Here is an 11,045-nt window from a genome sequence, read left to right as displayed (position 1 = left end):
GTTTTTGCGGTGTAAGGCCCACTCGATGTAACAAATCTCCTACAGCAGTTAATCCTAAAGGAATACCTAATCTGTCTTTAATGAGATCGGCGATGATTTGCCTTGTCCATAACCCAAAGTCGAAACCATACTGTCGTGGATCACCACTAATTACCCAGCGTTTAACTTCTTCTGCCTCAAAATCACTCAGCGATCGCGCTCGACCTGGACGAGGTTTTGGAGCTAATGCGTCTACCCCCTCTGTTCTAGCAATTTTTAACCATTTGAAAATACTCTTTTCTCCCAACCCATAGCTACGGGTAACATTGGCTGGTGACTCACCGTCAAATACTCTCTGAACGGCTAAACGTCTTAATAATGCTTTTTCTTCTGTTGATAACTGTCGGGCATCATATTTCATACTAATAAGTATGGCATAATTCTAGAAAGTATCCATTATTTCCGACTCATTAGTAACTTTTGTATCACAACTAATATCAGCGTCAGGACAAAGCTTGGAACGAATGCGCACAAAATTGTATACCATAAACCTATACTATCAGCTAAGTTCTGTTTTTCTAAATACAATTCAATAAAGAAAAAAATGATAAAAAGTACTAAAAATAACCCTATATGTTTTTTCAATTTACCAGCGCCACCGTGTTGTTTACATCGCCTGAAAATCCTGAATACCAAATAGAAAGCAAATAAGCATAAAGTAGTCGAGTAAAAGGACTGCTAATATAAGCCCTAAAAACAAGCCCAATACTCCCGCAATCCACCCTTTGCAACTGACTAAAAATAGCCTTACAAATAAATAAGCATATAGTGGCAGACACAGTAAAGAATAAAATAATACCAAAGGCCCAATTGATTCAAAGGATCCAACCTTATACAGCAAACATAGTACAAGTGGGATAAAATAAGTGATTACTGTTATAAGCAGTGTTCGCATCAGCATAGTCATCAATTACAAGCCTAACCTGAAACAAACCTAACCAATGTATGATTTTCACCTTCGAGCTCTTGGTCAATGATTTGTGAAATCCTCGCCCAGTCACCTCCTGCCAAGCCTGCACCAATTAATGGATAACCTATTCGCAAACCTGTGAATTGTTTTTTCACCGCCACCATCACTTTACGAATTGCCTCATAGTCAGCTTTAACTCCTGTTCCACGCCAGTGAAACTGTGTATAAGCATTGACGATAGTGAAGTGGTGTCCACTGTTCTCTACTTCAGCAAATGAATATGTCCCCAGTTTGCCTTTGGAAGATTTTTCAGTTTCACAGTCCGCTGCATACGCATCAGGGAATAGTTTCTTAATCGTTAATGCAATCCCCTTCCCCATCTGACATTGACAGTTACAACCATGAATAATGACATCAAATTCACCATCCATCGCAAGCTTGATTAGGTCACCACAAATCTCTTTCACCCTGACCCCCTCAGCTATTCTTTATCAAGCTTACTACCAGGAAAATAACAATTGCCCCAATGACTGCAAATAAAGCTACAATCCACTTTTCTATCAAAAATCCTAAACTCATAATAATCTATTTATTTAATGACTTTAAATTTATGCTCATTTTAAAATAAGGCACATTAGATTTGAAGAAACGCTCACCAAATACTTCAAAACCTAAGCGCTCATAAAACAGACATGCGGACTCTCGAGCATCACACCACAAATACTGGATTTTACATCTTGCCAAGTACGCCAGTACATGCTTAATCAGTGCAGTACCAATGCCTTGTCCTTGATAATCGTTCAATGTAGCAAACTTACGTAATCTCGCCTGCGTTCCATCAATATAAATAGAGGTAACTGACACCAACTGCTGACCCAAATAAACACCGAAATGAATACCCGCTTCATCCTCATCAACACAGCAAAACGCAATTGGTTTATCAGGCCAAAGCACCTGATGTCTTATCGGCAGAGCATCTTCAGCACTAATTTGTGTTATGTTCATAAGTACCACATTTATCCAAAATGAAAATATGGCCTATTATATACAGCCTCAACAACCTTTGTTAAATCAGCAGTTTCTTCAATATTTAATCATCAACACAGTATTTGCTGCATTTATTAGTTGAATCAACGTTAGATAAATTATCTAACTTCAGCACAAATGACCCTTGCTGCTTCTTTTGGTGCTGCTTGCAAAATGAAATGTGGTCCTTGTATTTTATTGACAGTTAGGCTTTTTAAACCATACTGAAAAACCCTTAGTGAAGAAAAAGTAACCAGCCTGTCATGGGTAGCTTGAATATAACAACACGGTACGACGATACTCTCTAATTCCTTTGTCTTATCAATAACTGAAATAATTTTAATTCGTTGCGCTAGCACCTTTGGATCAACTGCATCAACCGTTCTCCTAAAATGCTTAACAATCTCAGTTGGCGCATTTTTACCAAGACAAAAATAACGAATAAGGAAATCAGGTATATGCCACTTAAGAAGCATTGAAAGAGGTAATTTAGAAATCAAGCTAAGCAACATTGGTCGAGGAGGTTTAGCAAAAGAGGCTACAAAAAAAGCTTTCTCAATTTGATGACTTCTTGCTTTTAGTACTTCGATTGCTACGGGTCCAGAAAAAGATTCTGCCAGTAAAATAAACGACTCATTACTAGGTAAATTCTCTAAAACATACTGAACATGTTCTTTGAATGTTTGTACTTGTGAAGCTGGGTAGCATATGGTTTGGATAATACAATTTGTGGGTAGTTCAGCAATCAAGTCCTTGAATAGTAACCCTGTACCATCAAGACCAGGTAAAAGGATCAGCTTTTTATCGGTAGGCCATTCGCTCATATTGTTTCTAATTAATCCCTGAAGTAGTTACATATGCTCTTCAATGCAGGTACTTTAACAAAAATATGATTCACAAAGACTGAAATACTGCCCACCATGCTCAATTGGGTGTCTCTGTCCCATATTTAGGGCCATCATTATGGAACCATGACTTGAACGCCTTATCGCCAGCTATGGCCTACCAAGTAATAAACTCAGGGCATCCAATGTATTAGCCCTCACATCTGTGCTATCTTCTATAGCATTTGCAGTAGACGTTAATGGTTTTTGATTAAATGTTAGACACTGGCAAAACTTATGAAACGCCTGAAGGTATTCGGCTAGAATTAGACGTCGCTGGTCCACTGGTTAGAGTGACTGCATTTTTGATTGACTTTGTCATTCGGGCTGTTGTCTTTCTCATACTTTGGATTATTCTGGAGATTTTCGGCGACTTAGGCTTTGGATTATTCTTAATTTTTGCGTTTATTATCGATACCTTTTATGGAGCATTGTTCGAAGCCTTTTATAATGGCCAAACTCCAGGCAAACGGGCCATGAATATTCAAGTGATTAATGAAAACTTCACGCCTGTCAGTTTCTCCCGAGCTTTCCTCCGTAACTTAATTCGCTATGTCGACTGGCTGCCACTCTTTTATGTAACAGGATTAATTACAATGGCATTGCGGCATGATTTCAAACGGTTAGGTGATTTAGCCGCTGGCACACTTGTCGTTTATAATGAACCAACACCTAAGTTGAATACACTGCCAGATGTGACGCCAGTTAAACTTCCTATCCCACTTGCTATTGAAGAACAACGCGCCATTATTAATTTTGCAGAACGCTACCGAACAATATCAAATGCGCGAGCTGAGGAGCTTGCCAATATTGTTGAGCCTGTCTTCAAACGTGAAGGTACATCAGCTGTTACCTATTTACACCAATTAGCTAAAGGTCTGTTGTCATCACAATGAAGCAGCAAGATTTTGAACGACGCTATCAAGCTCAGTGGGACCGCCTGCAAACACTTGCCAAACAAGTGACTAAGATTTTTCCAAAACCACTGAGTACTGAAGAAGCGGAAGAGTTTATTACACTCTATCGACAAAGCTGTAATCACTTAGCACTAGCGCGGCAGCGTCAATATAGCCGCTTTTTAACCGAGTACCTTAATCAACTCTCACTCCTGGGTCATCAATGCCTTTATCGACAACGCATAGGCTTTTGGAGCAAACTTGGTCGTTTATTTTTGTATGAGTTTCCACAACTCATACGTCAAGAGTGGCGTTTTTTCTGGCTTGCGACCCTTGCACTGTATTTACCTGCATTGCTCTTTGGTTTAGCGGTATGGATGTCACCGGATGTGTTATACAGCTTTATCGACCGAGAGACAGTTGTCAGTTTTGAGTCTATGTATGAGCCCTCACGTAAGGTCATTGGTTTTGAGCGCGACTCAGCTGGCGACTTTGCGATGTTTGGCCACTATATTAAAAACAACATTACTGTTGGCTTTCGAACCTTTGCTGGTGGTCTGTTAGCAGGTATCGGCAGTTTAATTATTCTGGTTTTTAATGGGCTTATTTTGGGTGGTCTTGGCTCCCATATGATTAACATTGGCTACGTTGAAACCTTTTATTCCTTTGTCTGTGGCCATGGTTCGTTTGAGTTAACCGCTATCGCTATTGCTGGTTGTGCCGGGTTAAAGCTGGGCTGGGCACTGATTAGTCCAGGGAATCTAAGTCGTAAAGCAGCATTGATGAATGCCTCTCAAATATGTATTAAGCTCATTTATGGCGTCATTGGCATGCTGGTGATTGCTGCATTTATTGAAGCATTCTGGTCTTCATCCACCTTATTTCCTGCATACACAAAATACTGGGTTGCTGTCGGGCTGTGGACGATCGTCATCTGCTATTTTATAGGGGTTGGTCGGAGGAAGTCACATGGATCTGAGTAAAATTACGGTTACCGTCCGTCCTCGTAGTAGCTGGCAAGCGGTTGACTTAGGGTTGGCGATGACTAAACGCTGGTTCTGGCCTCCGTTAGTGGTCAGCTTAACGACAACACTCCCTGTATTCTTACTACTTTGTTGGTTCTTTAATGAGAAACCTTATTGGGCCGTGGTGATTATTTGGTGGCTCCAGGGTATCTGGGAAAAGCCAACGCTTTTTTACTACAGTCGTCTACTTTTTGGTGAGTCGTTAAACTATCGGCAGCTACTTTCAGCGGCGGGTAAAACCTGTCGTATTCAGTGGTTTTCTTCGCTGCTTTGGCGACGGATCAGCCCTCACCGCTCGTTCAATTTACCCGTCAGCGTATTGGAAGAATTAAATGGTTCAAAACGCCGCAGACGCTTGCAAATTCTGCATATTCGTGGTGGAGCCTCTATTTTACTAACGCTTATTATGCATGGATTACTTTGGCTTTTTTTAGTCGCCAGCGTCGCGTTTATCAATATAATGATTCCAGATGAAATCGTTCAACACCAAGACCGTGCAGCATTTTTTGGCCTTTTTTCGACAGATATAGCGCTTTGGCTAGGTTGCACTCTGATGTATGTGTTTATTATTTTATTTAACCCTTTTTATATCGCCTGTGGTTTTTCTTTGTACATCAATAGTCGTACTCACCTAGAAGCCTGGGATACCGAAATTGCATTTCGTCGTCTGCTAGCTCGCCACCAGCAATCTCACTCAGCCACTACTAAACTTGCAGGTATTCTCCCCTGGGGATTAAGCCTACTGCTTATGACCTGTTTGAGCTTACCTAATGCTAGTTGGGCACAAGCACCAACGCCTACAGAGGTAAACCAACCTAAAATTGAAGCCAAACAGCAAATTAATGAAATTCTCGCGGATCATGACTTTGGCTACCATAAAACAGTCACCAACTACCGTCTTCCTGATTTCAATTTAAAAAAAGATATTCCAAAACCAAAACCTGATCTTGATTTTTCTGGCGTAGATTCATTTATTAAACTCTTTGCGCAACTGATTGAAATCTTACTGTGGGGGACAGCGATTGCACTCGTTGTCTTTTTGCTTTATCGCTATCGCCGCTGGGTTAATTATTTAGTACCTAAACAGTGGCGCTGGAAGAAAACAGTCAAAGAAAAACCTATTACTGAAATAATGGGGCTGGATATACGACAGTCTCACTTACCTGATGACTTGTTGGCACATGTTCGTACACTCAGTAACCGTCATCCACGAGAAGCCCTAAGCCTGTTATACCGTGGTACCCTCAGCAGGCTACTTCACAACTATCAAATTCGCTTTCAATCTGCTCATACTGAAGGTGAATGCTGCCAGCTTGTTGAGCAGGATACTCCACAGTTCAGTGATTTCTTTCACCAGCTCACCCTGTGCTGGACAACCACTGCATATGGGCATGAATTACCAGATCGAACTACGCTTTTGGCACTTTGCCAGCAATGGCAACAGTTATTTATGCAGGGTGACCAATGACCCGTAAAGCATCATTTGAAGTCAATTGGCCGATTGTCATTATTTTAGGCGTTATTTTACTCTTTGTACTCCTTTTCTGGTTATTGTTAGAACCCTATGACGACACCGAGTGGGTACCCCCTTCAACTGAAGCAAGGCTAAATGAATACCTGGCAGCCGAGCGTTTTATTCAACGTAATAACATTCATATTGAAAGCCACAAAAACTTAAAACTGCTTGATCACCTTCCTAAGACAAGTGATGCCATTATATTAAGTAGTTCAAGAGCTTCTTTATCAGAACATCGTCGCCAGCAGTTAGATACTTGGGTACGCCAAGGGGGTCATCTGTTAGTCAGCTATAGTGAGCCCTGGTTGTTTGACGACCAAGTGCTTGATCCTCTTTTAGCGTCCTGGGGAATAAAAGCTGTCTATCTTCAAGAGGATGAGCTTGATGCATTATATGGGAAAAAATCATCCAGCAAATCTGAAAAAGACAAGAGCGCGAAAGACGTTGCACAATGTGAAACACCTGTCCACTTACCTATTACATTAACCTGGCCTACCGAAAAAGAACCGTTAGCCATCGATTTACGCACTGACTTTGGTTTAGTCAGCACTAAAGGTGAACTACTGTTAAAAAACAGCTTGGAGCCACCTTATCAGCTTATTCAAAAACCCATCGGTGATGGTCGCGTTACCGTACTGACCTATATGGGTATTTGGCAAAATGATGAAATTGGCGATTATGATCATGCCTACCTGCTGCATTTATTACTGAAAGATCACTCATCTGTTTGGTGGTTATATGGGCTGGAATACCCATCCCTATGGCAGTTATTAGTACAACATGCGTTGCCTATACTGGTTTCATTGGGGACATTTATTCTTTTTTTCTGCTGGTATCGTGCCAAACGTTTTGGACCTACAAAACCAGAAGCAAGCCCAGAACGACGCCAATTACTGGAGCATTTACAAGCTGTCGCCAGCTTCTTTTGGCGTAATAAGCAATCAAGTTATCTCATTAACACCTTAAAACAACAGGTTGAACAACGTATTCGACTACATCATAAGCAGTACAGTGAATTGCCTCAAGCAAAACAATATAGGCTATTAGCCACATTAAGTGGCTTACCCGTTGAGGAAATTCAGTGGACTATGTCCCAGGACAGCCTACAAAATGAAATTGAATTTATTCGTGTTACCAGAAACCTGCAACATATCAGGAACCAGCTATGAGTAGCCTTAATCCAGAAATATTCAGCAAGGCCTCGGAACAAGTTAATGCCATCCGTACAGAAATAAATAAAGCCGTTGTTGGTCAAGCATCGGTTGTTGACCAAGTACTTATGACGCTACTTGCCTCAGGTCATGTACTCATTGAAGGCGTTCCAGGATTAGGGAAAACACTATTGGTGAGAGCATTAGCCGCCTGCTTTGGTTGTAAATTTGGCCGCATTCAATTTACCCCAGATCTTATGCCCAGTGATGTCACCGGACATGCCATATACGACATGAAAAGTGAAGAGTTTAAAATACGCCGTGGGCCAGCCTTTACTAACTTATTACTTGCCGATGAAATTAACCGGGCGCCGGCAAAAACCCAAGCCGCTTTATTGGAAGTGATGCAAGAAAAACAAATTACCATTGAAGGTCGTCCGTTACCCCTTCAGCCTCCTTTTATGGTGCTCGCTACTCAGAACCCTATTGAGCAAGAAGGAACTTATCCATTACCTGAAGCAGAGCTAGACCGCTTTATGCTGAAAGTAAGTATTGACTATCCTTCACTGGAAGCCGAAAAAAATCTTGTTGCACTGGTAACTACCAATAAGTTATCTGATGTACTGGATGTGTCTGAACTACAGCAAGTTGTCTCACCCGAAGGGGTTATTCAATTACAGAAAATTACGGCACAAGTTGATGTCGATGACCAGGTAATGGACTACGCCATTCGTATAATTCATGCTACACGTGCCTGGCAAGGGTTAAATCATGGCGCAGGGCCACGAGGCGGTATCGCGTTAATTCGGGTGGCACGCGCTCGGGCTTTACTCAGAGGACAGCATTTTGTCACACCCGATGATGTAAAAGCCGTTGCACCTGCCGCACTTCGTCATCGGCTGGGCTTAGCCGCAGAGCTGGAAATTGAGGGGCTTTCTGTTGAGGAAGTATTGAAAAATCTACTAGACAGTGTTGCTGCACCGAGATCATGACGCCAAGTAAGCACTTACTTTTAATTTCAGGTGGCATTACCGTGGTCACCTGTCTTATTTTTATGGGTAACCTTTTTGGTTACAACCTCAATGTTTTAGCCGCTTATGGACACTATATTTTTGCAGCTATTGTTATACTTTTACTTATTGATAGCCTCACGTTAATCAAATCACCGATCCTACAGATTGAGCGCGAAGCACCTGTCTCAATGTCTCTTGGAGAATGGCATAAAATAAAATTAACCCTGAGCAATCGTGAGGATAGTCTACGACAGTTAAGTGTTATTGATGGTTATCCTCAGGGACATGATGTTAAAGACCTCCCTCAGGCAATTACAATTCCACCATCAAAGCGGTTGGTAATACACTACGAGTTACGCCCTTTACATCGTGGTGAATACAGCTTTGCGCCCAGCTACATTAAAGCCTTCAGCCTTATGGGACTATGGCAGCGCCAGTTTCGTATAGGGCCCACCACGAAAACCCGTGTCTACCCCAACTTTGCCACCATCAGTCATTATTTATTATTGGCCACAGATAATCATGTCAGTCAGATGGGTATTCGTCAAAAGCCTCGTCGTGGAGAAGGTTTGGAATTTCACCAATTACGGGAATACCGTGAGGGTGACAGCATGCGTCAAATTGACTGGAAATCCAGTGCACGAAAACGTAAGTTGATTTCCAGAGAATACCAGGACGAGCGTGACCAGCAAATTATCTTTATGCTCGACTGTGGTCAACGCATGCGCACACAAGATGGTGACCTGAGCCATTTCGACCACTGTCTCAATGCTATGCTACTGCTTGCGTATGTTGCTTTAAAACAAGGGGATGCTGTAGGCCTCATTACCTTCAGTGGGCAACACCGTTGGTATCCCCCTACCAAAGGTCTTCATACCATTAACCAGTTACTGAACCAAATCTATGATTTGCAAGCAACGACACAAGCCAGCGACTATTCATCAGCCGCTAAACACTTAATGCAGTATCAACCAAAGCGTTCATTAATCATCACCTTATCTAACGTGCGAGATGAAAATGCAGATGATTTAATTCCAGCATTAAAATTACTACGTCGTCGACATTTGGTACTACTGGCTAATCTGCGGGAACATATTCTAGACAGCTTGCATATCCAACCGATTGAAGACTTTAACGGTGCACTAAATCATGCTGCCAGTGAAGTCTATTTAAAACAGCGCAAAGCATTACATAATCAGTTAATCAGCCAGTCAATTTTTACCCTGGATAGCTTGCCAGAAAAGCTGCCACCTGCAATTGTGAATCGCTATTTGGATATTAAACGGAGTAATCAGTTATAAGGAATTCAAGTAAGTGTACTGGTTAACCCAAATTGGACACATTTAGTTGAAAATTTTCAAACTCTACGGGTGACACATCACCATTGGCAGAATGCAGTCACTCTATGTTGTAATACTTCATATAAGCAGCCATATCTTGTTTCATAAATGAAAAAAGTTTAGCGCCCTTTTCGGCTTGATGCTTACGATTATTTGTTACAATTATATGATCTTGAAATATTTATCAGCCTCAGTACTTTTGACATAGACTTTAATAAACTAACTATATACTCACTTGTTAAAATATTATGTCATGATATAACAATAAGCACTATAGTGTTTATTTTTTTAAGTTACCCAATGCAATGTTTAGTAATCCGCTAAAATCACCAAAGGCTTCATCTGTTAGATTTAATGCTTGCTGATTGTTAGCAATATAAGTAACAAGTTTAATCACCTTACTTAAAATAGGTTGTAAGTAATCTGGCTTATGTTCAGCGATAGAACAAAAAATAGCAAAGAAACAAGCATAGGATGCTTTTTCGTTATCTGGTTTAAATTTATTGGCTAAGACATAATCTTGATAAGCCAGCATGTAGTATTGGAATGGTTTTTTTGCCATATGGCCCAGGTCAAATGCACGCTCAACTGGGTTCTTATATATAGCTTCTATGGCTTCATCATGGGTCTTGCCATAAAATTCATGAAAGGCAAATATTGCTGGTATATCAAAAGCAATTTCCTTCCATTCAGATTCAGTGGGAGGTGTCATGTATACCTCTCTCAATTACTTTATTAAGAAGTATATCAGTTAATTCTTGATAGATAGAATTTTTAAGTTATCAAGCTAAATTAAAAAAAATTTTAAACGGGTATTGATTAATCTTAACTTTCACTAACGTTGGGTATAGGAACTTAAAACTTTACCTAATTATAACTCACCCCAAGCTATCCTCAGCAATTTTCCTGGTAGCGCAGACGTTCTCAGTGCAACGTAGGCAAGTCTTGGTATAAAATCTTTTAAATTAAACTGTTGATTAAATCGATACTGAAACTCTGCAAGATAACGTTATGCGTACTTAGGCCGAATTGTATGGTACGTACTGCGTAATGCACATTTTAAATTCCTCAAAATGGTATTAACCCAATAAAACTCAGACTCTTCTACGTAACATAAACTCCATGAGTTAACATTATTCGCGGTTCAATCTTTACATAGGAGATATTTCCATTAAAAAAAGACTGATAGCACCCTACCTCACCATCAAGTAATCCAGACTTAATCATTTGCAAGGATCTTTTGTT

General features: G+C 40.7%; 11 protein-coding genes and 2 pseudogenes. 6 read left to right on the top strand and 7 right to left on the bottom strand.

Going from position 1 to position 11,045, the window contains the following annotated elements; all coding sequences use genetic code 11:
- The 4 genes from ACQ96U_RS11835 to ACQ96U_RS11820 form a co-directional block, all read right to left on the bottom strand.
- The coding region (locus tag ACQ96U_RS11835) for a winged helix-turn-helix domain-containing protein (RefSeq protein ID WP_431721456.1) at positions 1 to 400 on the bottom strand (400 nt) is incomplete at its 3' end.
- 557 nt (positions 401 to 957) lie between these two features.
- Complete coding sequence (locus ACQ96U_RS11830; RefSeq protein WP_431721455.1) at positions 958 to 1,416, bottom strand: macro domain-containing protein; 459 nt, start codon at positions 1,414 to 1,416, stop codon at positions 958 to 960.
- 118 nt (positions 1,417 to 1,534) lie between these two features.
- Positions 1,535 to 1,954: a GNAT family N-acetyltransferase gene (locus ACQ96U_RS11825; protein WP_431721454.1), complete on the bottom strand. Its 420-nt coding sequence runs from the start codon at positions 1,952 to 1,954 to the stop codon at positions 1,535 to 1,537.
- Between the two features lie 140 nt (positions 1,955 to 2,094).
- Entirely contained in the window at positions 2,095 to 2,799 is a 705-nt protein-coding gene (locus ACQ96U_RS11820; RefSeq protein ID WP_431721453.1) for an alpha/beta fold hydrolase, read from the bottom strand.
- Between the two features lie 275 nt (positions 2,800 to 3,074).
- Here ACQ96U_RS11820 and ACQ96U_RS11815 point away from each other — a divergent pair, with 275 nt between their 5' ends.
- Genes ACQ96U_RS11815 through ACQ96U_RS11790 form a run of 6 tightly spaced genes read left to right on the top strand, consistent with a single transcriptional unit; the run spans position 3,075 to position 9,761 of the window.
- Complete coding sequence (locus tag ACQ96U_RS11815) at positions 3,075 to 3,755, top strand: RDD family protein (protein WP_431721452.1); 681 nt, start codon at positions 3,075 to 3,077, stop codon at positions 3,753 to 3,755.
- Positions 3,752 to 4,738 (top strand): stage II sporulation protein M, encoded by a 987-nt coding sequence (locus tag ACQ96U_RS11810; protein ID WP_431721451.1) that lies wholly within the window; start codon positions 3,752 to 3,754, stop codon positions 4,736 to 4,738. The genes ACQ96U_RS11815 and ACQ96U_RS11810 overlap by 4 nt, the downstream gene beginning before the upstream one ends.
- Positions 4,725 to 6,248, top strand: a complete 1,524-nt coding sequence (locus tag ACQ96U_RS11805; RefSeq protein WP_431721450.1) for a DUF4129 domain-containing protein — start codon at positions 4,725 to 4,727, stop codon at positions 6,246 to 6,248. The genes ACQ96U_RS11810 and ACQ96U_RS11805 overlap by 14 nt, the downstream gene beginning before the upstream one ends.
- Positions 6,245 to 7,465: a DUF4350 domain-containing protein gene (locus ACQ96U_RS11800; RefSeq protein ID WP_431721449.1), complete on the top strand. Its 1,221-nt coding sequence runs from the start codon at positions 6,245 to 6,247 to the stop codon at positions 7,463 to 7,465. The genes ACQ96U_RS11805 and ACQ96U_RS11800 overlap by 4 nt, the downstream gene beginning before the upstream one ends.
- The gene (locus tag ACQ96U_RS11795) at positions 7,462 to 8,439 is read left to right on the top strand and encodes an AAA family ATPase (protein ID WP_431721448.1); all 978 of its coding nucleotides are present in this window, start codon (positions 7,462 to 7,464) and stop codon (positions 8,437 to 8,439) included. The genes ACQ96U_RS11800 and ACQ96U_RS11795 overlap by 4 nt, the downstream gene beginning before the upstream one ends.
- Positions 8,436 to 9,761, top strand: a complete 1,326-nt coding sequence (locus ACQ96U_RS11790) for a DUF58 domain-containing protein (protein WP_431721447.1) — start codon at positions 8,436 to 8,438, stop codon at positions 9,759 to 9,761. The genes ACQ96U_RS11795 and ACQ96U_RS11790 overlap by 4 nt, the downstream gene beginning before the upstream one ends.
- Positions 9,762 to 9,783: 22 nt before the next feature.
- On the opposite strand, the pseudogene ACQ96U_RS11785 reads toward ACQ96U_RS11790, so the two are convergent.
- From ACQ96U_RS11785 to ACQ96U_RS11775, 3 genes and pseudogenes are all read right to left on the bottom strand, one after another.
- Positions 9,784 to 9,909 (bottom strand): annotated as a pseudogene (locus tag ACQ96U_RS11785) (IS3 family transposase); the annotation flags it as partial.
- Positions 9,910 to 10,080: 171 nt separating this feature from the next.
- A complete protein-coding gene (locus ACQ96U_RS11780; protein WP_431721446.1) occupies positions 10,081 to 10,512 on the bottom strand; it encodes a hypothetical protein in 432 nt (143 codons plus the stop codon).
- A gap of 159 nt (positions 10,513 to 10,671) precedes the next feature.
- Positions 10,672 to 10,908 (bottom strand): annotated as a pseudogene (locus ACQ96U_RS11775) (transposase); the annotation flags it as partial.
- Positions 10,909 to 11,045: the final 137 nt, after the last annotated feature.

This window comes from Zooshikella sp. RANM57, from assembly GCF_050749885.1.
Taxonomy (GTDB): domain Bacteria; phylum Pseudomonadota; class Gammaproteobacteria; order Pseudomonadales; family Zooshikellaceae; genus Zooshikella.
Note: the sequence above shows the minus strand (reverse complement) of the source record. Positions and strands in the feature narration are given on the sequence as shown.

Coding starts and splice junctions, on each gene's coding strand:
- ACQ96U_RS11805 (WP_431721450.1), top strand. CDS start 4,725: ATGGATCTGAGTAAAATTACGGTTACCGTCCGTCCTCGTAGTAGCTGG.
- ACQ96U_RS11790 (WP_431721447.1), top strand. CDS start 8,436: ATGACGCCAAGTAAGCACTTACTTTTAATTTCAGGTGGCATTACCGTG.
- ACQ96U_RS11810 (WP_431721451.1), top strand. CDS start 3,752: ATGAAGCAGCAAGATTTTGAACGACGCTATCAAGCTCAGTGGGACCGC.
- ACQ96U_RS11780 (WP_431721446.1), bottom strand. CDS start 10,512: ATGACACCTCCCACTGAATCTGAATGGAAGGAAATTGCTTTTGATATA.
- ACQ96U_RS11825 (WP_431721454.1), bottom strand. CDS start 1,954: ATGAACATAACACAAATTAGTGCTGAAGATGCTCTGCCGATAAGACAT.
- ACQ96U_RS11820 (WP_431721453.1), bottom strand. CDS start 2,799: ATGAGCGAATGGCCTACCGATAAAAAGCTGATCCTTTTACCTGGTCTT.
- ACQ96U_RS11815 (WP_431721452.1), top strand. CDS start 3,075: ATGTTAGACACTGGCAAAACTTATGAAACGCCTGAAGGTATTCGGCTA.
- ACQ96U_RS11800 (WP_431721449.1), top strand. CDS start 6,245: ATGACCCGTAAAGCATCATTTGAAGTCAATTGGCCGATTGTCATTATT.
- ACQ96U_RS11795 (WP_431721448.1), top strand. CDS start 7,462: ATGAGTAGCCTTAATCCAGAAATATTCAGCAAGGCCTCGGAACAAGTT.